The following is a 22,777-nucleotide window of genomic DNA, read 5'->3' as shown; positions in this document are numbered from 1 at the left end:
AAATATGAGGCGGACGATAGGTGATTAATTTGACACGCGTGTCATTTATTTGTGTAGAGGAGAGGAGCAGCATATGTTTTTGGCATTGAAGGAATTGAGACACAGCAAGACAAGGTTTTTGATGATTGCGATCATTTTTGTGCTTATTTCTTGGTTGGTGTTTATATTATCAGGATTGGGGAATGGGCTATCTACGCTTGCGGCTTCAACGGTTAAGACGATGAAGGCTGATTATGTGGTTTTCCAACAAGGATCAAAGGCCTCAATGAGTAAGTCTTTATTGTCTAATGATTTGTCAGCTAAATTAGTAGAGATGCCGAATGTAAGGGCTGTTTCACCTATGGGAACCACCATGGCATCGGCAATTAAAGGGAATAGCAAGTTGAATGAGGATAAAGTAGATATAGCGATTATTGGAATTGACCCGGGGAGTTTTCTTGAGCCGGCGATTATGGAAGGGACGGGGCTGACATCCGACCAAATGACGAAGGTTATCGTCAATGAGACGATGAAAGACGAAGGATTTAAGCTGGGGGACACCTTCCAATTGGATGGTTCAACGGAATCGTTGACGATTGCCGGCTTTGTCAAGAATCAGACGTATAACCACGTAGCAGCTGTATTTACACCTATTGAAGAGTGGCGAAAGCTCGCGTTTGCCGCACCTGGCTCGGACAAGGGAGTCAAGAGTCCCGTCAATGCGATCATGCTTCAAGGTAAAGATATTGACCCGAATACTATAAATGAACAGCTTTCGGGGACCGATACGGTTACTCGTGCGGCAGCTGTACAAGGAATGCCTGGTTACAAAGAAGAGAATGGCACCATCATGATGATGCTTGCGTTCCTGCTTGCGATCTCGGCATTCATTATTGGCGTGTTTTTCTATGTATTCACGATGCAGAAGTCCAACCAGTTCGGGATTATGAAAGCGATCGGAGCCAAGAATGGATTCTTAGGTAAAGCTGTAGTCTCACAGGTGTTCGTCTTGTCGCTTTCAAGCATTATCGTTGGCATCTTATTGACATATGGGGCAGCGGCAATCATGCCCAAAGGCATGCCGTTCATGCTGGATACGAAGATGGTGTTCACGTATTCCATTGTATTGCTGGTGATTTCACTGCTTAGTTCGTTGGTATCCGTTCGTACGATTTCGAGAATTGATCCGCTTAAGGCACTTGGGAGGGTTGAATAATGACTGAAGGGTTGCAAATAACAGCAGCTTCCAAATATTATAACGAAGGATTGAATCGCATTGCGGCATTAGACCGAGTGTCCATAAAAGTGGAGCCAGGTGAGTTCGTCGCAGTGGTAGGTCCGTCCGGTTCGGGCAAAAGCACCTTTCTATCTATTGCAGGTGCACTGCTTAAGGCATCCGAAGGAGAGGTCATACTAAATGGGAAGGACATATCGAAGCTGTCAGGCAATGAGCTATCCGATATCCGATTGCATGAGATTGGTTTTATCATGCAGGCCTCGAATTTGGTTCCATACCTGAACGTTATTGATCAATTGCTTCTCGTGAAGCGGATGTCGGGAAAGGTTAGTGCAGCAGATAAAGCTATGGCTATAAAATTACTTGAAGAGCTTGGTCTAGGCAGTAAGCTGAAGAGCTACCCGGAGGAGCTGTCCGGGGGAGAGAAGCAGCGTACCGCTATTGCCCGCTCGCTAATTAACGATCCCAATGTCATATTGGCGGATGAGCCTACAGCAAGCCTGGATACCAAGCGCGCTCATGAAGTTGTCTCCTTGATTGCCCATGAGGTGAGAACACGCCGCAAAGCGGCAATTATGGTCACACACGATGAACGGCTGCTTACCTATTGCGACAAGGTATATCGGATGGAAGATGGCAAGTTATTTTTAACGGAGCTGGAGTCGACCCATTAAGGTGTCATTGGAATCCTCTTAATTTTGTGAGTAATTAAAATTTTGAATAGTTAGGGAGAGGGTAAGGATGATCGTCGTCACGAACAGAATTAAAGTGCAAAAAGGAATGGGAGCGGTAATGGCACCGAGTTTTACAGCACCAGGCCCGCTAGACACTTTCGAAGGCTTTGTAAAAGTAGAAGTATTGTTGACACAGAACTTAACTGAGTACGATGAGTTAAATGTAAATATGTATTGGGAGAGCATGGATTCCTTTACTGCTTGGAGGAATAGCGATGCCTTTAAATCGGCGCACCAGCGTCCAGAACCAGGATCAAAGGCAGAAAAGAAAGAATCTCCAATTCTCGGAAGTGAGATCATCACTTATGAAGTGGAATCAGTAAGAAGCCGATAGGCCCCATACGGCAGACAGGTTATATACTAAATCCAAGTACTGTGTAAACCGGTACCCATAGACTGGACACTTTGATAAAAGGTGTTTGGGCTGTGGGTACTTTTGCGTAGAAATAGCATGCAAAATAAGCTAACAGGCAGGTTAACATAATAAAACTGTCGAATATTTGTTTGGAAATTCCTTTAACAGAGGGCGGATACCATGACTTTAATTAGATCACATAACGCTTTTGGTGAACTTAATCATTTTATTGAGAATATTAGGAATCAAATTTCTGCATCGGCATCATCAGTTTTAGTCATGCAAAATAATCAAATAGTAAATGAGTTTTATTCTGGAAATCATGATAAATCTCTTAATAGTCGATTGATTGATGAAGATTCGCAATTCAATGTGGCATCAACTCGCAAAACATATCTTGGTCTTGCTATTAGCCTTGCGCTCTATGAGGGGAAAATTAGAAGTATTAATGATTATGTAGTTGATTATTTAGACGATCTGAACGAAGACGTATTAAGTAATACAACAATACGGCATCTTTTGACACATACACACGGCATACAAGATCCAAACGTAAGACTATTCCCGTCAGGAACAGACTGGAAATACAATAATGCTGGAGTTAATTTGCTTGTTAGAATCACAGAAAAGGTATTTGACCAGTCTCTTGCACAAGTGTTGAAAGATCGAGTGTTTGTACCTTATGGATTTATGAATACAGACTGGATAAAAGAGAGAAATGATAGATTGGTGTGGGTTGATGAAGATTACATAAGCAATCACGGCAGCGAGGCAAATTTATTTGTAAGTACGCGAGATTTAGCCATTTGGGGAAACTTGCATCTAAATAAGGGGAAATATAAAGGGCAACAAATACTACCTAGTCGGATATTTGAACAAGCTGTTACAGTAGTCACTCCAAGCCAACTCGACGAAACTTTACCTCGAAATGGGTTCTTTTGGTGGGTAAAAGACAAGAGCCGACCTTCATCTGAGTTAGGAAATGATCTCCCAGAGGGTTCATATCAATCACTTGGTTTCTATGGAAATGCTGTATTAGTTATTCCCGAGTATAACGTAGTAGCAGTCAGAATGTTAAACCAACTTGAACCTAATCCACCAGGATATGATTATATCGAAGACATTCAAATGTTCGGGAATTTAGTACTGAAATGTATCTTGTCCCAATGAGTTCGGACGCTTAGGAAGCTCTGTTCAAAAACCCACTTCCGTCAACAGGGTAGGTTATTGTTTATATTGATATGTAACCTTGTGATCATACTGTACTTTGTGCTAGACACATTGTGGTGAACCGTATCATAAGTAATGGCAAGTTTTTATGGTATAATTCCATGAATTGGGAATGGGGAGGCATTGTAATGAAGTCTATCTTCAAAAACAAATTAGCCGAGAAAGAATACTCCTTTTGTTACGAGAAAAGTTTAGAAAAGTTTGAAATGGACTATACATCACATTATATCCCGACTACGTTTGGAGAAACGCATATATTACGCTTCGGCGATACGAAGAAGAAGCCATTGTTTCTTCTGCATGGAATGACAATGAGCAGTACGATGTGGTTCCCCAATGTGAAGCAGTTGGTTCAAGAACGGTGCATTTACGCTATGGATGTCATGGGTGACTTCGGAAAAAGCAAACCTGTGGTTAGTATAAAAACTAGGAAGTCCGCGCAGCAGTGGATCCTTGAAGTTTTGAACGCTCTGCAGTTCAACAAAGTAGATATGGCAGGTCATTCGATGGGGGGACTCTTGTCATTAAGTTTTTCACTTGCCCACCCGGACCGCGTGTCAAAACTGATGCTGTATGCCCCAGCCGGGTCTTTCCATAAAATAAGTTATAAGTTCTTTACAAAGATGTATCCTGCATTATTGTTTCATTCGGAGAAGTCAATCGATAATGCCTTTAGATGGTTTTCAGGAAAAGGAGAGCCATTAGACCCTGTATTTCGCTCTCAAATCATCGCGGGTTATCGTCATGCGAAACCGCTTCTACAGGTAATGCCCTCCGTATTTTCTAAAGAGGAATTTCATGGTTTCAACACTCCAACGTTGCTCCTTATAGGAGACAAGGAGGTAATATATCCAGCTAATAAGGCGATAGCAAACGCGAAAAGCTTGATTCCCAATCTTGAATCCCATTTAATCGCTGGTGCAAGCCATGCACTGACTATGGAACATGCGAAAATTGTAAACGAATTAACGAATCATTTTCTACAGAAATGAATTCCACAACACTAGAACTTGTCGTTACAGACGGGGCGGAGAGCCGTATCACAAATGACGCAAAATATGGAGTAAACAAAAGCCATTCTTTCTTAATTTCATTTGTGAAAATTCGAACAATGTTAATCTATCCGTCATTTATATTCCGAATTACATCGGAATTCTCCTATATTTGTTCGTTCGAAGACAGCATGACTCTCTTTCGGAAACTGCAATGGGGAGTAAGCCGATACAATGTCCTCACTGCCGTAAGCCAATCCAATTTTAAGGGGTGTTAAACAGATGAAGAAGAAAGGAATCTTTCTGGGAGTATTGGTGTTGATGATTGGAATGTTGCTGGTTGCTTGCGACAAGAAGCTAATGTTTGTGGGTTCCAACACGGGCACTAGGATTGAGGCTTCATACAGGTTGTTTACAGGTACGGAAGAGAAGAAAGTTAGTCTAAATAATGGCAAAAAGCTTGTTATTGATTACCAGTCGGTGGTGGAAAAAGGAGAATTGAGAATAAAGCTTTACGACCCCGACGATCAACTGCTTCAGGCTCTGAGTACTAACAAGTCGGGGAAGGAGAACATTGAAGTAAGCAAAGATGGAACTTACAGGTTTGAAATCACGGGTAATGATACTAAGGGCAGTTATAAAATAACGTACAATATTGAATAGTTCTGCTTAAAGGCTTTTGTATGAAGAATTGCTGAAATAGGCAAGAGGACGAAATATAACTATTTTTAGAGCAAAACTGATGTTTTGCTCTTTATCTTAGTTATCCATCAGGCTAACTAAATACCTGAGAATATAATATTTCTCAACTGAACGACCAGACTTTTAAGTTCCTTCTCCCTCTCCAAATAGTGCAGCGAGGCCTGTATCAACGGATGATTCGCTGTCTCCTTGCTAACCTCTGCCTGGATAAAACGGTACAGCTCCCTTATCTCCGAACGATGAACGGCTCCAGCCGGGATCGTGTTAATGGCCGTATCCATCTCCCGGAACAGTTCTGAGAGAATCTGCTCCTTCTCACCCTGCCGGTCCTCGAATCCCCAGTTTAGATACCTCTCGAATGAAGCTTGGTTCAGCATAGACTTAAGATCGGACGCCTTCATATGCTTAACGAGCACATGGAGCTTGTCCAAGATGAACTTCGCCGTCTCCTCGAGAGATAACGACCTTTCCTCATATACAATCCAAAATAGATATTCCTTCAGAATCGCCCGATAGATGGCTACCAAATCCCATAGATACGGCCCGATTTCCTCGCCATACACATGCAGCAAGCACTCTCTATGCCAACGGATGAGCCGGCCCCTAACCTTGTGTCTGAGCGGCTGGAACTTGGGATCCTGCTGAATAGGGAGCTCAGTAAATTCGACCAGAATATGTTTGTACTCCATAAAGTAGCGGAATCGCAGAACGATCTGCTGAACAAACTGTTCTTCCGGCGATAGTCCGGGAAGGCGTGTCAGCTCATCGACTTGATCAAAATAGTGGTTATGACATTGATCAAATACCTCGCTAAAGAGATCCTCTTTGGAAGGAAAGTATTTATAGACCGATCCCTTGGAAATACCGCAATCCTCAGCAATATCCTGTATCGTCGTCGAAAGAAACCCGCGTTCCTTAAAAAGCCTCGTCGCGGATTGTACGACCTCTTCCTTTGTCAACATCATAAAAAAGATTCTCCCTCCTTGACTTACTATGAATCATAGTACAAAATATAAAACATCAAGTCAAATGACTATAAGTTCACAATTTACGACTTGCAGTCAAATAAGAATAGTGAGGAGAATGTCGGTATGGAAAAGTTATTTGATCCGCAAAAAACAGCGCTGGTTGTCATTGATCTGCAAAAGTGGTTAGGGAACCAATACGCCCCTTATTCCGCCGAGCAGGTGGTATCCAACGCCGCCGCCTTGGCAGATGCATTCCGTAAGCAAGGCTCTCTGGTTGCCCTGGTCCGGGTATCCAGCAAAGATCTGAAGGATATCCCAAAACCGAAGCTGGATACCCCTGCACCTGCACTGAATCTGCCTGAGGGATGGGATGAGATCGTCCCGGAAATGGGGGTCGCTGACACAGACCACATCATTACCAAGAAGCAGTGGGGAGCTTTTTACGGAACGGAGCTCGACCTGCAGCTGCGCCGCAGGGGAATCGATACCATCGTCTTATGCGGTATCGCAACCGGACTTGGTGTGGATACAACTGCGCGGGAAGCGTTTATGCGCGGCTATCAGCAGATTTTTGCGATTGATGCGATGACCGGATTTTCCCAGACCGAGCATGATTACGTGAAGAACTATATTTTCCCGCGCATCGGGCGTACCCGGACCACACAAGAAATCATCTCTGCCCTTTCTGAAGGGGAATCCTAAAGCTATTGCAGGAGGTCGATCTCTATGATCCCAAGGGGAAGATCCCAGAATGATCGGATGTACCCCTGGTATGTCCTATCCGTAACCAGTCTCGGTGCGTTTCTGGTTCTGGTCAATATCGGAACGCTAAATGTCGCCTTGCCGGAAATAAGCCGGTATTTTCACGCAGATGCAGCAAGCTCCAGCTGGATTTTACTTTCCTACATGCTGGTCAACACCATTCTGATTTTGGTCTTCGGTCAAATTTCGGATATTTTCGGTAGAAAAAGGATGTATTTAATAGGATTGGCCGTCTTTACCGTAACCAGTCTGCTTCTTGGCTATTCCCCGAGCGCAGGTGTACTCATTCTTCTACGCATCATACAGGCTGCCGGAGGGGCTCTCGTGGTAACGAACACAACACCGCTGATCACCGATGCTTTTCCCAAAGCGAAGCTTGGCACCGGTCTAGGCCTGAATATCTTGTCCGCTTCCGTCGCGCAGGTGCTTGGCCCCGTCGCAGGTGGCCTGGTCACGACGGCTTGGGGCTGGAGGTGGGTATTCTGGTTCAATGTCCCCTTCGGAATCATTGGCCTCATCTGGGGTCTTCGGGTTCTAAGAGAGAGGCCGCTGACAGAGCCTCGTACCCAAGTCGATCGGTATGGGGGTATCCTGGTCTTTATCGCTTTAGCTGGTTTAATCATAGCTCTATCCAGGGGGGGAGAGCTCGGCTGGGGAGACAAGCAAGTGATTGGAGGTTTTGCTGTATTTGCGATCATAACCCCTATATTTCTATGGTATGAGCATCGATCGGCTTCACCTTTGCTGGAACTAAGCCTTTTCAAAAATTGGATGTTCAGTATGGCGAATATCGCTACCTTCTTTCATTCCTTTGCTCGCACGGCTGTTGCCCTGCTTTTCGCGCTGTACTACCAATTTGCCTTCCAACAAAACGCACTGGATGCCGGTCTAAGGATTCTTCCCATTACGATAGGGATGTTGATCATATCCCCCATTGCCGGCATGTTAACCAAGAGAATCGCCCTAGGGGTCCTATCCTCGCTTGGAATACTTCTATCCATAGCAGGGCTTCTGCTGCTCTTATTCGTAATTGGAGGGAATTTCCCTTACGGCGCCACCGCATGCGGGATGCTGTTCATCGGGATCGGGACGGGCTTATTTCTTACGCCCAATACGATGGAGATCATGTCGTCCGTTCCTGAGAACAGCCGAGGGGTGGCCAATGGGCTGCGGTCCATGCTCTATAACTTGGGCCAGGTGATGAGTACGGCTCTTTCTTTAACCATTGTCAGTGCGGCGCTACCCGCCCATATGAAGAACGTGCTGTATTCCGGAAAAAACGCTGTGATCTCGGACGTTGATTTTGCTTTCATCCTTCACGGCTATCGCTGGGTCATCATTGCATTGCTATGGACTTCCCTACTGGCCCTTGCAGCATCGTGGTTTCGTCCTCATCCCAAAACAGAGCCTACGAGGGCTCTTTCGTAGTCAGCTGATTTCGAGTAAGGGGTCGCCCTCTACTTTGTCTTCTTGGCCAGGTGGGGGCGATCTTTTTGTTACTAATTAAATGCTGATTTACTATGCAAAGGAAATTATCGACAATTTTCGACTTTTTTGCTACGATTCAAATAGGCATTTTTATACAAAGATTTAAGGGGTAAATTAGGGGGTTAATAGTGTTTAATTTGAAGAATCGGTTACTTAGTGTGCTGCTTACCACCACGATCGCGCTTCCTGTTTCAGCCAGCTTCACAGCTGGGGTCCCAGCCGCATTTGCGGAGAGTTCAGTGGACCCGGCACCCGTATTAAATCCGGTAGGTGTTCCTAACGGTAAAAGGGTATTATTCGACAATACCCATGGCCAGACGGCTGGTGATTCGGATGGGGTCATCGATGGGGGATTCTCTGACTTTGGCAATGCTTTGGCTAACAAAGGATATTATGTTAAAGAATTACGCAAAGCAACACCAATTACGCTTAGTGATCTTGAGCAGTATGATGCTTATGTTATTGGCGAGGCCAACATTCCTTATAAAACCTCCGAGCAGGACGCTATGCTTCAGTACGTGCAGAACGGCGGCAGTATATTCTTTATGGCTGACCATTATAATGCAGACCGGAATAAGAACCGCTGGGATGCTTCAGAAGTTTTGAACGGTTATCGACGCGGTGCGTGGGACAGTCCGGCGAAAGGAATGACAGGGGAGGAGGCCGCATCTTCGGCGATGCAAGGTGTAGAAAGCTCAGATTGGCTGGCCCAGAACTTTGGCGTGCGCTTCCGTTATAATGCTCTAGGGGACATTACAACTGGAGATATTATGGTTTCGCCGGATCAGTCGTTTGGCATTACGACGGGTGTCACGAATGTAGCGATGCATGCGGGTTCGACATTGGCTATTATTGATCCAACGAAAGCCAAGGGCCTTGTCTATGTACCACTGACCAGCAATAAGTGGGCTAGCGCAGTTGATCAGGGTGTCTATAATGGAGGGGGAATGGCCGAGGGACCTTTCTCCGCGATCGCTAAGGTGGGTGCAGGCAAGGCCGCTTTTATCGGGGACTCTTCTCCTGCTGGGGATGCGACTGCCAAATATCTAAACGAAGAGAATGGTGGGGCCAAAGCGACTTATGATGGCTTTAAAGAAGAACAGGATAATACCTATCTCACCCAGGTAATCGATTGGTTAACGACTAAAGAAAGCATAACAAGTTTGGACCAATATCCAGGCCTAGAGTTAGATCAGCCGACACAGCTTCTGCCGATGGAAGATCCAGCGAGCTCGACAGAGCCCCAAACGGAACCTTGGGCGCAGCCAGTGTCAGGCTACAATTGGTACGATTCCACTACGTTTAAGACAGGCTCTTACGGAGCAATAACAGCAATTACGAATCCAACCTATTCATTTATCTCACAGAACCCGCTGCCTTCCAATGAACAGGCGTTTCAGATTCGGATTGTCGTTGATAATTTGGCACCTTTCACAAACCTAACTAATGTCAACCTTGGCCTATATAATCCATCGGGCGGCGCACAACTTGGGCTGATTAGTATGGACGGTGGAGTTACTTATCCGATTACGCCAGGTTACAGCGGTAATTTTGCCTTAACTGCCAATGCAAAAGGACATGCAGAAAAAGACGTATGGGTTAAAATTAAGGGAACGCCGGCATCGGCTAATGTTCGGGTACGGACGGGCTCTACCTCAATGATTACTAAGACGGTGCCAGCAAGTGCTACGGCAACGCCGCAGCCTTTACCGCCGAATATTCCGGAGGTTAGCCCGATTGTCGGGGTTAGAGGCACACCGGAGCATACGACAGTCAGTATTGAAGGGGTCGTGACCACGAAGCCAGGGATCTTTGGCGATCAATCCTTCTATTTGCAGGACAACACGGGTGGTATGTATATCTCCCAGAATACGGCCGGATTTAATCCGGGCGATAAGGTGTTGGTCAGTGGTGACCTGGCAACGAATAATGGGCAGCTCGAGCTGACTTCAATTAACTATATTCAAAAGACAGGTACAGGCGTTCTGCCAACCCCAAGTGTGGTGGCTAGCATCGATTCCTATAACCAAGGTCAGCTTGTGCACTTGGATCAGGTAAAGATACAGAATATAACAAGCGCCTCACCTGAAGGCTTTCTCCGCTTGAATCAGAGCGATGCCGAGGCTGTAGCGGAGGCTGCAGAGGCTCTTGAACTAAACTACGCCATGAACGATTCGGCAAATGCGGTAACCCATAACATTGGCCTTCCACTTAACGGTATATTAGGAACGACCGTGAGCTGGCTTACCGACACCCCGGAACGACTGACAGCCACGGGAGTGATTAGCCGCCCGGCATTTGGCCAAGGCAACAGGGCGGTAACCCTAACGGCCAAGATCCAGAGGGGATCGGTTCAGCTAACTAAGGACTTTATTGTAACCGTACTGGAGTGGCCAGCGGACGCTGCCCCTTCTTCTGGTAGCGGGAACGACAACCCCTCAGGCGGCGGTAGTTCTGGTGGAGGTCCTGTTGTCTCGACACCAGCATCACCTGGTGAAGGGGCGCCAAATACAGGAGTCACGGATCCGGCCCCGACCCCGACCGCACCTGCAGATCAGCAGGGAATCTTCAAGAGTGAGGTAGTCAAGGAAGCAGCCAATGTTGTACGGAAGATTGAAGCTCATGTACAGGAAGCTAAGAATAATCCATCCGCTTTGGTAGTGACGGATAGCAAAGGGCATTGGGCGGAGAAGACCATTGATACTTTCGTTCGCCTGAATATCATTCAAGGCTACGAGGACAAAACAGTGAAGCCGAATGAATCGATTACACGTGCAGAATTCGTAACGATTTTGTCCCGTATTTTCGATGTAAGTGAGGTTAAGCCTGTGGACCTGCGGGATATTGGAAACAACTGGGCTAGCCAGGCAATCAAGCAATTTGCGGCAGCAGGCGTAATTAGCGGTTACGGAGATGGTACCTTCCAGCCGAATAAGCCGATTTCTCGTGAGGAAATCATTGTGATCATTGCTCGCATGGTCAATATGGATCATGCCAAAAAGGATAGTTCGAAGGGCAACTTTACGGATGTGGGCAGCTCTTATGCCAAGGATGCCATTCAAACCGCGGCAGAAGCCGGGATTATCGAAGGGAAGGATAAGGCGCACTTCGATCCGAAGAGCAGGTCAACTCGGGCAGAGGCGCTTCAGGTCATTCTAAACACCCTGAACCTTGACCCCGAGATCAAGACGCTGCTCAGTACGATGCAGTAATTGAATTATTTCATAAAAGGATCAAGCGATGTGTTTGTCACGCTTGGTCCTTTTGGTATGCGCTGAAAGATTAGCCAGCACAAGCAGCGGCAAGTAGTGATGCTGGCATTCAGCATGAAAGAGCCAACAAGAACGTAAAGAACGGCCTTTAAGATTCCTGCCGCCGAATAAATAGTTGACCCTGGACTTTACTCCAATGTTATGATTTTTGTGGAAAGGGGGCAGATATGAAAATCAAGGATTTTGCGAGCAAATATCAAATTCAACCGGATACCATTCGTTATTATGAGAAAGTGAGCTTATTGAATCCAGTAAGACGAGAGAATGGTTATCGGGAATTTGATGAAGAATGTGAAAAACAAATACAACTTATCATCGTATTAAAGCAATTAGGTTTTACCATAAAGGAGATTCAGCAATTACTTATAATTCGAGATCAATCTCTATCAACAGAATGTAAGGATACAACCGTATTATTATTGAATCAAAAAATAATGAAACTTGAGGAAAGAATTCGGTTTTATCAACAGGCATTGAAAGTCGTGCAGACCATTAAAGAACTTGCGAGTGAAGTGAGGTATTTAGAGAATATAGAAGAAATTGAAGAACTATTGCTTAGTTTATTTCAAAAAGATTTATAAGGAGAGAGATGATGACGAATAAACAAATCGTTCATGTTGAATATGCACTTGCCTTTGCACTTTCCTTTTTTATTTACATGAAGCTGGACTTTCCCATATGGTTGTTTGTTGTTCTTTTATTCGTTCCTGATCTTACAATGCTTGGGTACACATTGAATAAGAAAATTGGTGCGATGGTTTATAATTTGGGACACACCTTTATTTTCCCTCTGCTTTTTGCATTAGGTTACTTATATTTCTCAAACGTTTATCTATTATTAGGATCGATCATCTGGATCGCTCATGTATGCATGGATAGAGCAATAGGTGCTGGGTTGAAATATCAAGATTCTTCATTTACTAATACACATATACAACGGCTTTAATCTATTCATAAGTGACGGTGAAATTTCTGAACTTAGCTGCCTACGTAACCTAAATGCTCAAATCTCTATGTTTGTCTCCAAGAACTCAAGATACTTGGGGTCGTCTTCCATAAAAATCTGGATGCCGGCGCCCATGTAAGCCCGAGTTAACTCGTCAGCTGCCTTTTCAAAGTTACCCTGTTCGTAATATAACTGCCCCAGCCGCAGATGAATATACGGATTACCCAGCCCCTTCGGACACTGTACGGCATTAGAAAAGCACTTGAAGGCTTTATCGTAATTCTTCAAAGAATAGTGGACATCCCCAATAGCAACATAGATCCAGGTAGCGGCCTCCCATTCTTGATGATTGTCAGGCAATAAACGGAGGGCGGCTATATAATTCTGCTTGGCGGCATCAAGGTCGCCTGTCTTCACTAAATCATCGCCTTGTTCACATAGAGTCGTAATTGCGGAATAAGTGGAATCTGAGAGCTGCAACGCGATCCCTCCTGTTCTAATCGATTGGATACCTCATATGAAAAGTTTACCAGACTTTCAAGTCTGTTCATAGATTGAAAGCCCGCTCTAGGATAGCTTGGTGTGTTGGCATATTCTCCATGGAATAGGTAGAATAGTCTAGAGGACGCTTGTCCACAGATATTGCGTTATATGCCGTTAATACACTAACGGTTCGGAGGATACGCCATGAACATAAAAGAACAGAAAATAGAGCAGGTCATCATGGGCTTCAGAGAAGTATATAACAGGATGGTCTGGCTCAATAAGGGTAAGATGGAGGAGAGCCTCAAGGGCCAAACTTCTACTGAAGTACATTGCATCGAATGTATAGAGAACCATACGGATCCAAATGTGACTAAACTCGCGGAATGCCTTTATTTGACTACGGGCGCTATAAGCAAAATGACCAAAAAACTTATAAAAAAAGGTCTTATTGAAAGCTACCAGAAGTCAGAGAATAAGAAAGAAATCTATTTCAAGCTTACTGAGCAAGGGAGAATCATTTATAAAATCCACAAGGACCTGCACAAAGAGTTTCGGGAGCGGGATCAAGGCGTATTTGAGCAGATCACAGAGCAGCAATTTGACAGCATGCTGAGTTTCCTGGAAAAGTACAGCAAGCATCTGGATGCAGAAATAAAGAAACAGGGAACGGACACGAAGTCAGAATAAGTTTGAATGTAAAGCACTCAAGCTAGAGGCAGCCCAATTCTAAGGAAGGGGCTGCCTTTTTGTCGTTGTCTTTTTTGTTGACAAGGAAGGAATACGGGAATAAGATGATTATTGTTGACGAGGAAACAAAATTGAAGTGTAACAACTTGATGATAATCACAAAGGAGGAGATCTCGTGAGTAATGCGGCGGTTCAATCTAATAGCTCTCCCCGATCGCTCAGGGAGGCTTGGGTAGCATTGGCTGGACTCTCGGCGGTGTTTTTGTTCGAGATGCTAGACAACTCCATCCTGAATGTTGCGCTCCCCACGATCGGACAAGATTTGCACGCTTCAACGTTGGCGTTGCAGTGGGTTACGAATGCGTATGCCGCTGTCTTCGGCGGGTTGATGCTCTTGTTCGGCGCAATAGCCGACCGATTCGGACGGCGGCGAATCATGCTCGCCGGGCTAGTACTGCTCGGAATTGCAAGCTTGGCGACCGCATTGGTATCCACCTCCGGGGAGTTAATCGCCGTCCGGGTAGCCATGGGGGTCGCGGCGGCCATGACGACTCCAGGATCGATGGCTCTGGCTTTTCGTTTGTTTGAGGAGGACAGCCTGCGTGTCCGTGCAACGACCCTCATTTCGACTGTTGGATTGGTGGGCCTTGCGATAGGTCCGACAGTGGGGGGCTTCGTGCTCGCGATCGCACCGTGGCAGGCCTTGCTGCTGGTGAACGTGCCGATCTCCGTGCTCGCGATTCTTGGTGTGCGATTCGGCATCGCTGAGGATAACGCGGAAGAACTTCACCGCGATCCGGTAGACTTTCCCGGTGCGGTACTGAGTACAGTGACGATCGTGCTTGGGCTTGTAGCGCCGACTCTATTCGTGAACAAGGGCGCCGCATCGTGGATTTCATGGGCGGCTATCGCTGCAGCTGTTGCAGGCGCGATCCTCTTCTTCATCCGCGAGAGATTAGCGCGCTATCCGCTCCTCGATCTCAAAATCGTCGCACGTCCACTTGTCTCAAGCGGACTAGCGTACAAAGCCGCCTCCGGGCTTGCAATCTCTGGAATTGGCTACATGGTGACCTTGCAGCTGCAGCTTGACTGGGGGTGGTCTCCGGGGCTTGCCGCCATCGGGATGCTGCCGCAGGTCATTGTCCTTGTCGCTGCTGGCCCGTTCATCAACCCATTCGTACAAAAGGTTGGTCTCGATCGAGCTGCCTGGCTTGGTACAGGGGCTGTTGTGTCCGGGCTCGCCATCTACAGCTTGCTGAGTAATTTGGGTTATATGTGGGTTGCGATTTCACTCGTTATTGTAGCTGCAGGAATGCGTGTGGTCGGTGTTGTCGCAGCAGTTAACGTGTTCCGTGGTCTGCCGAAGAATCGAACCTCGATCGGGGCGGCACTCATCGACACGTCCTCCCAGATCACCACCGCTGTCGGTATTTCCGTCGTTGGGACCGTCCTGGCCGTGCTATTTAACGGCGACATCGCCAAGGCGAACTGGAGTACTCAGCAGGCCACGCAGTTCCGGGAGGCGGTAACGACTGCGGGCCTGTCACTCACCGTGGTATCAGCCGTGCTCGTGGTCTGGGCAATGGCCCGTTCACGAGGTAGAGTGGATGCCCAGGAAAGCACATCTGGTCCTGAAGGCTAACGAATAAGATAGTGAAGAGCCGATAGCCAAATGAATTTTAAAACACTGCTGACATAACGTTGTCAGCAGTGTTTTTTTATAATTGGACATGTACATGCAAAGGAGTTAGATATTAGGAAGGATGATAAATTGTGAATTTCGCTTCGATACGCATTATTACTGACGACGTGGATCGTCTCGTCCGGTTCTATGAGAAAGTCTTGGGGGTTTCGGCGGAGCGCCCCGCGCCGGTATTTGCCGAACTCGTTGTGTCCTCATGCACGCTTGCCATCGGCAGCTCCCAGACGACGCAGCTATTCGGCCCAGGTTCAGCAGTGGGGGCACATAATCGGTCTGTCATTATTGAGTTCCTCGTGGACGATGTAGAAGCCGAATATGTACGCTTGAAGCCATTTGTCGAAGAATGGGTAATGGAACCGACCACGATGCCGTGGGGGAACCGTTCTATACTGTTCCGCGATCCCGACGGCAACCTGATTAACCTCTTCCAGCCGGTGACCGAGGATGCGATTCAGCGGTTTAGAGGGAGACATTGACGGGCAATTAGCCCAGCCCTTCCGTATCTGTTAAGAAATCTTCCAGTATTGATCTCAAACCTTCCGGATTGCTAACCATCGGTAAATGTCCGGTCTCCAGACTTCTCACTGATTGCGGGGAGAGGTTTGAGATCATTTTATTTTGTAAGGACAGACTAATTGCTTTATCCTTGGTTAGCTTCACATACATCTTAGGCACATCCGGAATGGACACGTTGATTCGATCCGTATACAGACGTATGGCCTCGGGAGTAAATCCTCTGACAATCTCCGCAGTCTGATCGGATGAGAGGTCGTTGCATAAACCCGCGCGGATGGCGGACTCTGGTGGCTTCGTACCCATTGCTCGTAGGACAGCAGACATTAGAATTCTATTGGGTAACGGCATTATGGATAAATATGAACCGCCTTTCTTCGGAATTGCTGCGCTTATAGCGACCATGCCGACCAAGCGATCCGTCAATTCGGATGCAAGTCTAAGTGCAAGGACGCCCCCAATTGAATGCGCTACAATGACAAATCTTTGAACCCCCCATTCTTCCACCTGGTTCTTCATATGGGCCACATAATCTCCCAAAGAAAGCCGGCTTCTTGAATCAACTGAGCCTTTCCTCAGAGGAAATTCGAGAGCTAAACAAGGACGATCAAGTCCCTCTATAACTCTACTCCAAATTTGGCTCTCCAAACCTGCTCCATAGATGAACACTAAGCCGGTCTTGTCTTGCAGATTCCTATGCATATGGATCACGCCCCCCGTTGGTTGTCGCTTTAGATTGCTTACGGGATCATGCTATCATTTAAACAAGACAACTTATGTCTTATTTATACGATAAAATGAAAGAAAACGTTAGAAATGAGGTGGGGCATTGCAAAAGTCACAGCGTCTCATCCAATTAATTATGAGGATCAATGCCAAACAGTCCTTTACCGTCAGAGAGCTGGCAGAAGAATTCGGCCTGTCCACTCGGACGATTACGAGAGATCTGCAAGAGCTCAGCGAACTCGGCGTCCCTGTGTATTCCATTCAAGGAAGAGGAGGGGGATATAGGCTTCTTCAAGAGAGACTTTTGCCGCCAATCAGCTTTACCGAGGGAGAAGCCCTTTCTATGTTTTTCGCGTGCCAGATGTTGGATTACTTCGGCTCTTTGCCTTTTGGAGAGGGGGCTGATTCCGCTCTTCATAAGTTTTATCATTACCTGCCTGCCGATATTAGGGAGCACATTGACCGGCTGAAGAACAGAATCATGTTCTGGACCCCCCATCGACCGATGTCTGCGGAGACTCTGCAGACCCTGCTGCAGGCTGTGATGATTAGCAGTGTAGTCACCATTAACTACAAATCCGGTAGCAGAGTATCGGAGCGAAATATTCAGCCCATCGGCCTGTATGCCAACTCGGGCTATTGGTATTGTCCCGCGTATTGCTTCAGTAGAGGAGATATCCGGCAGTTCAGGGCCGATCGGATCCTATCCGCTGCGCTAAACGGAACGATTCCATGCCGAGAAGATATAAGCCGGAAGACTTTGTTGGATAGGCCCAATAAGGGCCATTTGAAACAGACGCTTCTTCAACTGGAGATGACGAATAAAGGGGTGTGGCTGATGGAATCGGACCCTAACCTGGCTCCATTCATAGAGCGCTATGAAGATGGCAGCGGAATGGCAGCCATTAAAATAGCGGCAGAGGATTTGGGTTACTATGTGGACTTGATCTGGAAATTGGGGGAAGAAGCAAGATTAGTAGGACCTCCGGAGGGAGTTGCGTACATGAAGCAAAAAATCGAGTCTATGCGATTGCTATATCAATCGGAGCTTCATTAGCACACTAGAAAGGCACAGGGGCCATCGATTGCTATTTAAAGTAAAGAAGGACAGGGGTCACATTAGACCGCCCTATCCTTACCCACATAATGAGAATCAACACATGATGAGTTCACGGCTCCGCCGTGGTTTACAAATCGAATTTCTAGCTGCCGATGATCGGCGTTGTTATCCCATTATTCAATGTTACGGTGTGCATGTAAATTCCTCCTATCGCCCAAATGTGTAGAGGCAAACGGCTGCGAATCCTGGCGGATCGGCCCTGCAGGGCAGGGATTCCGTTTATAGCCAATTTGCATTACAATCAGCTTAGAACCTTCGTGTTACACGAAGTCAAGGGTCTTTAAAATTTACTTTTCAAGGATGAACGGCTAAAGATTTTACAGCACAAGATATTCGTGTCGGAACGATTACTAAAATATAATTGCTTGTAGAGATAGCTGGAGAAGGGGGCTTAGATAACGTGGCAAGAACGAAGGCCTTTGATACGAATGAAATTCTGCATAAAGCTATGAATGTCTTCGGGAACCGTGGCTACGAAGGCACTTCACTGCCGGATTTAATCACTGGGTTGGGCATTGCCCGACAGAGTATATATGATACGTACGGAACGAAATGGGACTTGTTCTTCGCAGCAGTTAAGCATTATATGGAACAGAAGAATCAGGAGCTGGAGAAGCATTGCAGTGGACCGGGGACAGTTGTTGACAAGGTGGAACAAGTATTCACCACCATCATTCATGTCCTAATGGACCCCGAGCTGCGCCTACAGTGCTTCATTATTAGCAGCGCTATTGAGCAGGCGCCTCATCATAAAGAGTTGGCGGCTTATCTACAGGCGAATACCGAACTGTCGGAGCAGTTTTTTTACAACATGCTGAAACGCGCGGCAGAAGAAGGGGAAATAGGCCCGGAGGTGAATATCCGTGACCTGGCCCGGTTCCTGGTGCATGAGCGGATCGCCCTGATCACGTCAGCCAAGCTGGGAATGGATGAGCCGAGGCTGTTCGGGATTATGCAGATGGTCATGTCAATCTTCAAGACGATTCAAGGGCAAGGCGGCAACGCGGCCGACCTCATCTAAATGTAAACTCTTAAAAGGCTCTCCTAGAGTCATCTTAAATGGTGATGACAGGAGAGCCTTTTATCTCGCTCGGCGGTACTCTTTAATTAGATGGAAATGAGGTCTTATGCTCCAAAATGAATTGCTCCAATGAACGCGGTTCTCGTCCAGTGACACGAAGTACCGTGTCCGTTACCTGGTCCTCCATTCCTTCGAGGTGAATACGGACATCCATCCCAGCCAGATATTCGGCAAAGCTCTCCGGCAGGCCGGCGGCCTTATGCCTCTCCGTGAGCTGCTCGGGTGTGATACGGATATGCGTGGCGTTCAGGCCGGTAACGCTGCGGATCACCCCTGCCACATCGTCATAAGTAAGAGATTCTGGTCCGGTAATGATAAACTCCCGGTTTGGGGGCTCTTGGTCGGTCAGGGCATGAAAGCCGACAGCTGCAATATCATCGGCGTCAACGAAGCCAATCCTGCCGTCACCGGCAGCGGTATAGATGTTCCCGCTATGGCGCAGGGAATGTCCATGCCCGTGTCTGGGGTCCGTAAAGTTCTGCATGAAATAGGAAGGGCGCAGTACGGCCCACTCCGGGGCATGCTCACGCAGGTAACGGTGAACAGGGCCGAAGACGGGGCCATCCTCGGGTATTGAGGCACTGGATAACAGGACGAAGCGCCGAACAGAAGCGTTCAGTGCTCTGCGGATAAAAGGAATCATGACTTCTTCAGGATGCATACTCGCAGGGGCAACAAGATATACGGCATGAACGTCCCGCAGGAGGTCATCATGGTTAGAGTCATCGAACCAGTCGAAGGGGACGTGTTCTCCGACTTGTTCATCTCCGAGTTTAGATACACTACGTCCGGCTCTTCGAACTAGATAATCCTGACTCTGCAGCAGCTGTGCAATACGGGAGGAAGTCTTGCCCTGTCCTCCGGTTAGTAGAATACGAGTGGATGATTCATTAGGCATACGATGATCTCCCCTTTAGTTTTTATTTATGTTCTGTATCAAGCGAGTGGATTCCAGTAGTCCTGATAGCGGACAATCCTGCCCTCTTGAACCTCAATTACAGATATATAGCTTTGCTTGTAAGATCGGCCTGTGGCCCGGTTGTTGCCATTCGCTTCGAACTGAGCGAAGAACACGGGGGCATCGGCTGCTAAATGAATGACCGGTGTGGTGAATGAAGTTATTTCGAGCACCTCCCCAAGCTTCTCCAGATACTGCTGTAGCGCCGTCTTCCCGTCCAGACGTGTAGGGTTGGGTTCTTGGGCATAAGGAAATTCGAAGACCACATCGTCGGCAAACAAATCGAGGAATGCAGCAAAATCCTTAGAAATATACCGGTCTGCGAAAAGTTGGATGAGCCGTTCAGCTTGCTCTTTAGACAAAGTACTCATTGCCATTGCCTCGCTTTCTTGTGGGAATGGGTGTCTTATCCAAAAGGTGGAAGATCTAGATTTACTATATCACTTTCCAGACCGAACGGTCAAATATATTTTGACTGATTGGTCAAAAAAATATCCGTGTATGGCATCTTTCATAGATAGTGGCTCTTTTTTGGGTCTTTTTGTAACATGGTAATAAGTGACTCTACCCGATAAAGGAGAAGATGATGAATACAAGGCAGCGTAAACTTATTCTTGCCATAACTCTGTCCTATATGGTTGTGATTCTTTATTTTATATTTCTTGCCTTCGGCAGAGCAGATAACTTAGATCAAGGGATAGGTTATACCTTTATGTTCCTACCGGATGGTTTCTTTAGGCTCCCCGGTCTATCGGAACTTCTACATCCAACGCTCATGGATGCTGTGAGTTTTGGAAACATCGCAGCCTTCATCCCTTTTGGGATCTTGATTCCGCTGCAGTATCGGACCAGCTTTCTTCGGTTCATGCTCCTATTCATCCTGTCGATCCTTGTGCTGGAAACGGTTCAGGCCCTCACTTTGCTCGGCAGCTTTGATATCAATGACGTTATTCAGAACTCGACCGGCGCGGCGGTTGGATTCGGGGCGTATAGAATCGGTTTTCGTACAGATAAGGTCTGGAGGAACCTTGCTGTTACGGGGATTTCCGCGGTTGTGCTGATCATTGGCATCTGGGGGGTCTTCGGAATTGTCGACAAAGCGCTCACGAAAGAACCAGGTCCCTTCGTAGCGTTGAACGAGCTGAAGAACAGCAGTGCAAGTCCATCAAAGGGAACAAAGCGGGGCAGCTTCCACATTGGGGGGCAAAACGTAGAGCCCCAGTATAATGTGTATAGCACAGAAGGCAAAAGTACGGTGACGTACACGTATACGTTAGACAGTAAAGAGCTTTATCTCTACTTGAATTATGGAATTCCTGATCAAGAGGATGCTGATGGACGTCTGCGCATCTCTGCCGATGGCCAGGAATATCTGTCTACCTCCGCAGAAGATCCAAGCCATGAACCGGGGATGTCTTCCATTTATCTTCAAGGGGCCAAAGAGCTTACGATCACGCTGGAGGGAAATGAGAGGATATGGGATGTTGGAATCAGGGAGATGAGATACCCTTGGCATAGGTGAAATTTGCCTGGTGTAATAGGGTGGCAATAATCTGGAAATAATGCTTGCCTTAAAGTGAGCTTTAAGGTGTAAGATGAATATGGATTAAATACCATTGTAGGGGTCAGTACCCTATTATTGGAGGAGGTTTGAACCGGTAACGGGGACCTCTAAGTCATCTTTATCCTATTCATGAAAAGGAGAGTAGAATTATGATTGTGTTGTCATTTGCCTATCCATATGGGGATTCACTCGATTCAGAGTATTACATGTCCCAGCACATCCCCAAAGTCAAGGCGGTCTTGGCCTCATTTGAGGGCTCACGGGCCGAGCTGCGTAAAGACATCACCCCAGGCGAGGGGCCTTTTCAACTGACGATTTCATTCTATTTCAGTTCTGCGGCAGTGATGGAACAGTTTCTTGCAGATCCCCGAATTCCGGAGCTTCAGCAGGATATCGCCAATTTCTACGGCGGTGCTCCCCGTGTCTTTACCGAGGAGCAGTTAGAGGTTTGAACTCCGCCTCATAATAAAGTGTTTGTATACCCCAGCACACCCGGTCTACGCAGAAAGGCAATGGAACAAGAGTCCATTGCCTTTTCATCATTATTGAACGTTCGATCCATGTTCATTCGAACACGGGATGGTACAGCAAATGTTCGTAGGTGTCCGGACTGAAGCTGAACTTAAAGGCGAGCGCCACACCGGATCCCTGGATTTTTACCGAACGAAGCTGTGGAGTTGTCACAACTCCGCGTATCAGGAACGTAACGGCTTGAGTATCACCGCGGCGGATCGCCTTGGCTAATACTTGGGTGAACGCGGTATTGAATGCCAATGCTCTGTACAAAGGCACCACCGCTCTCGCGATCGCTTGATGTGCCATCGTCTCCCTGCGGATGAGCTTAAGTGTGCCCGGCGGAAGCAGGGTCTCGCTGCCATAAATATCGATGGGGCCCTTGAATTCAAAGAACACGTTATACCCGCTCTTGAAGGACCCGGTCAGCGGCTTTTTGGCAAAAGGCGATGCCAGCCGGAACAGCCGCTGCAGCTCCGTGACGTTGCTCGTTACGACCGCCTTGCCCCAGCGGGTGGCGTACGCCTTGTTGAGTGCGATGGCCTGATAGAAGGGCAGCATGGCCTTGGCAACATCACGCAGAACGCGGGCGGATACAAATCGGTTGGGGTTCGATTTTTTCATCACTGTTTCTCCCTCCTTCGCTTTTCGGCATACCTCCCACATACAAGATATGTTGCGTTTGAGGGTTTGATCGGGCGATTCCTTGATCCACTCAATCCCTCTAAGCCCATCGCTTAAGTCACGCGGATTGTAGAGGGG

Annotated in this window: 24 protein-coding genes; 18 read left to right on the top strand and 6 right to left on the bottom strand. The window is 47.0% G+C overall.

Annotated features, from left to right (window positions below):
- Positions 1-73: 73 nt before the first annotated feature.
- The 6 genes from ACEN86_RS20455 (at position 74) to ACEN86_RS20430 (ending at position 5,190) form a co-directional block, all read left to right on the top strand.
- Positions 74-1,195 carry an ABC transporter permease gene (locus tag ACEN86_RS20455; protein WP_495632316.1) on the top strand — a complete coding sequence of 374 codons (1,122 nt, stop codon included), beginning with the start codon at positions 74-76 and terminating at the stop codon, positions 1,193-1,195.
- Positions 1,195-1,890 (top strand): ABC transporter ATP-binding protein, encoded by a 696-nt coding sequence (locus tag ACEN86_RS20450; RefSeq protein ID WP_495632315.1) that lies wholly within the window; start codon positions 1,195-1,197, stop codon positions 1,888-1,890. Before ACEN86_RS20455 ends, ACEN86_RS20450 begins: the two co-directional genes overlap by 1 nt.
- A gap of 67 nt (positions 1,891-1,957) precedes the next feature.
- Positions 1,958-2,284, top strand: coding sequence for a heme oxygenase (locus ACEN86_RS20445; protein ID WP_495632314.1), 327 nt, complete (start codon positions 1,958-1,960; stop codon positions 2,282-2,284).
- Positions 2,285-2,485: 201 nt separating this feature from the next.
- Positions 2,486-3,475 carry a serine hydrolase domain-containing protein gene (locus ACEN86_RS20440; RefSeq protein ID WP_495632313.1) on the top strand — a complete coding sequence of 330 codons (990 nt, stop codon included), beginning with the start codon at positions 2,486-2,488 and terminating at the stop codon, positions 3,473-3,475.
- Positions 3,476-3,663: 188 nt separating this feature from the next.
- Positions 3,664-4,527 (top strand): alpha/beta fold hydrolase, encoded by an 864-nt coding sequence (locus tag ACEN86_RS20435; RefSeq protein WP_495632312.1) that lies wholly within the window; start codon positions 3,664-3,666, stop codon positions 4,525-4,527.
- Between the two features lie 282 nt (positions 4,528-4,809).
- Positions 4,810-5,190: a hypothetical protein gene (locus tag ACEN86_RS20430; RefSeq protein WP_495632311.1), complete on the top strand. Its 381-nt coding sequence runs from the start codon at positions 4,810-4,812 to the stop codon at positions 5,188-5,190.
- Positions 5,191-5,306: 116 nt separating this feature from the next.
- Here ACEN86_RS20430 and ACEN86_RS20425 read toward each other — a convergent pair whose 3' ends face one another.
- Entirely contained in the window at positions 5,307-6,194 is an 888-nt protein-coding gene (locus ACEN86_RS20425; protein ID WP_495632310.1) for a TetR/AcrR family transcriptional regulator, read from the bottom strand.
- Between the two features lie 126 nt (positions 6,195-6,320).
- On the opposite strand from ACEN86_RS20425, the gene ACEN86_RS20420 reads away from it, so the two are divergent.
- From ACEN86_RS20420 to ACEN86_RS20400, 5 genes are all read left to right on the top strand, one after another.
- Complete coding sequence (locus ACEN86_RS20420) at positions 6,321-6,899, top strand: hydrolase (protein WP_495632309.1); 579 nt, start codon at positions 6,321-6,323, stop codon at positions 6,897-6,899.
- Between the two features lie 24 nt (positions 6,900-6,923).
- Positions 6,924-8,387, top strand: a complete 1,464-nt coding sequence (locus tag ACEN86_RS20415) for an MFS transporter (protein WP_495632308.1) — start codon at positions 6,924-6,926, stop codon at positions 8,385-8,387.
- A gap of 188 nt (positions 8,388-8,575) precedes the next feature.
- On the top strand, positions 8,576-11,659 hold the full coding sequence (locus tag ACEN86_RS20410; protein ID WP_495632307.1) for an S-layer homology domain-containing protein: 3,084 nt from the start codon (positions 8,576-8,578) through the stop codon (positions 11,657-11,659).
- A gap of 227 nt (positions 11,660-11,886) precedes the next feature.
- Entirely contained in the window at positions 11,887-12,300 is a 414-nt protein-coding gene (locus ACEN86_RS20405) for a MerR family transcriptional regulator (protein ID WP_495632306.1), read from the top strand.
- 8 nt (positions 12,301-12,308) lie between these two features.
- Positions 12,309-12,665 carry a DUF4260 domain-containing protein gene (locus ACEN86_RS20400; protein ID WP_495632305.1) on the top strand — a complete coding sequence of 119 codons (357 nt, stop codon included), beginning with the start codon at positions 12,309-12,311 and terminating at the stop codon, positions 12,663-12,665.
- Positions 12,666-12,722: 57 nt separating this feature from the next.
- Here the strand turns inward: ACEN86_RS20400 and ACEN86_RS20395 are convergent, their stop codons facing one another.
- Positions 12,723-13,145, bottom strand: coding sequence for a tetratricopeptide repeat protein (locus ACEN86_RS20395; RefSeq protein ID WP_495632304.1), 423 nt, complete (start codon positions 13,143-13,145; stop codon positions 12,723-12,725).
- 207 nt (positions 13,146-13,352) lie between these two features.
- Here ACEN86_RS20395 and ACEN86_RS20390 point away from each other — a divergent pair, with 207 nt between their 5' ends.
- From ACEN86_RS20390 to ACEN86_RS20380, 3 genes are all read left to right on the top strand, one after another.
- Entirely contained in the window at positions 13,353-13,838 is a 486-nt protein-coding gene (locus ACEN86_RS20390) for a MarR family transcriptional regulator (RefSeq protein WP_495632303.1), read from the top strand.
- 175 nt (positions 13,839-14,013) lie between these two features.
- Positions 14,014-15,480, top strand: a complete 1,467-nt coding sequence (locus ACEN86_RS20385; protein WP_495632302.1) for an MFS transporter — start codon at positions 14,014-14,016, stop codon at positions 15,478-15,480.
- 131 nt (positions 15,481-15,611) lie between these two features.
- The gene (locus ACEN86_RS20380) at positions 15,612-16,016 is read left to right on the top strand and encodes a VOC family protein (RefSeq protein WP_495632301.1); all 405 of its coding nucleotides are present in this window, start codon (positions 15,612-15,614) and stop codon (positions 16,014-16,016) included.
- 7 nt (positions 16,017-16,023) lie between these two features.
- On the opposite strand, the gene ACEN86_RS20375 is transcribed toward ACEN86_RS20380, so the two are convergent.
- A complete protein-coding gene (locus ACEN86_RS20375) occupies positions 16,024-16,755 on the bottom strand; it encodes an alpha/beta fold hydrolase (RefSeq protein WP_495632300.1) in 732 nt (243 codons plus the stop codon).
- Positions 16,756-16,882: 127 nt separating this feature from the next.
- On the opposite strand from ACEN86_RS20375, the gene ACEN86_RS20370 reads away from it, so the two are divergent.
- Together ACEN86_RS20370 and ACEN86_RS20365 are read left to right on the top strand one after the other, a co-directional pair.
- Entirely contained in the window at positions 16,883-17,836 is a 954-nt protein-coding gene (locus tag ACEN86_RS20370; protein WP_495632299.1) for a helix-turn-helix transcriptional regulator, read from the top strand.
- A gap of 463 nt (positions 17,837-18,299) precedes the next feature.
- On the top strand, positions 18,300-18,920 hold the full coding sequence (locus ACEN86_RS20365; protein WP_495632298.1) for a TetR/AcrR family transcriptional regulator: 621 nt from the start codon (positions 18,300-18,302) through the stop codon (positions 18,918-18,920).
- Between the two features lie 82 nt (positions 18,921-19,002).
- Here the strand turns inward: ACEN86_RS20365 and ACEN86_RS20360 are convergent, their stop codons facing one another.
- Both ACEN86_RS20360 and ACEN86_RS20355 read right to left on the bottom strand, forming a co-directional pair.
- Positions 19,003-19,878 carry an NAD(P)H-binding protein gene (locus ACEN86_RS20360; RefSeq protein ID WP_495632297.1) on the bottom strand — a complete coding sequence of 292 codons (876 nt, stop codon included), beginning with the start codon at positions 19,876-19,878 and terminating at the stop codon, positions 19,003-19,005.
- A gap of 38 nt (positions 19,879-19,916) precedes the next feature.
- Complete coding sequence (locus ACEN86_RS20355; RefSeq protein WP_495632296.1) at positions 19,917-20,309, bottom strand: nuclear transport factor 2 family protein; 393 nt, start codon at positions 20,307-20,309, stop codon at positions 19,917-19,919.
- Between the two features lie 212 nt (positions 20,310-20,521).
- On the opposite strand from ACEN86_RS20355, the gene ACEN86_RS20350 reads away from it, so the two are divergent.
- Both ACEN86_RS20350 and ACEN86_RS20345 read left to right on the top strand, forming a co-directional pair.
- Entirely contained in the window at positions 20,522-21,460 is a 939-nt protein-coding gene (locus ACEN86_RS20350) for a VanZ family protein (protein ID WP_495632295.1), read from the top strand.
- Between the two features lie 191 nt (positions 21,461-21,651).
- Complete coding sequence (locus tag ACEN86_RS20345; protein WP_495632294.1) at positions 21,652-21,954, top strand: EthD family reductase; 303 nt, start codon at positions 21,652-21,654, stop codon at positions 21,952-21,954.
- A 112-nt stretch (positions 21,955-22,066) separates the two neighbouring features.
- On the opposite strand, the gene ACEN86_RS20340 is transcribed toward ACEN86_RS20345, so the two are convergent.
- Complete coding sequence (locus tag ACEN86_RS20340; protein WP_495632293.1) at positions 22,067-22,639, bottom strand: hypothetical protein; 573 nt, start codon at positions 22,637-22,639, stop codon at positions 22,067-22,069.
- Positions 22,640-22,777 lie beyond the last annotated feature (138 nt).

Source organism: Paenibacillus sp. Paensp111, assembly GCF_059492195.1.
Note: the sequence above shows the minus strand (reverse complement) of the source record. Positions and strands in the feature narration are given on the sequence as shown.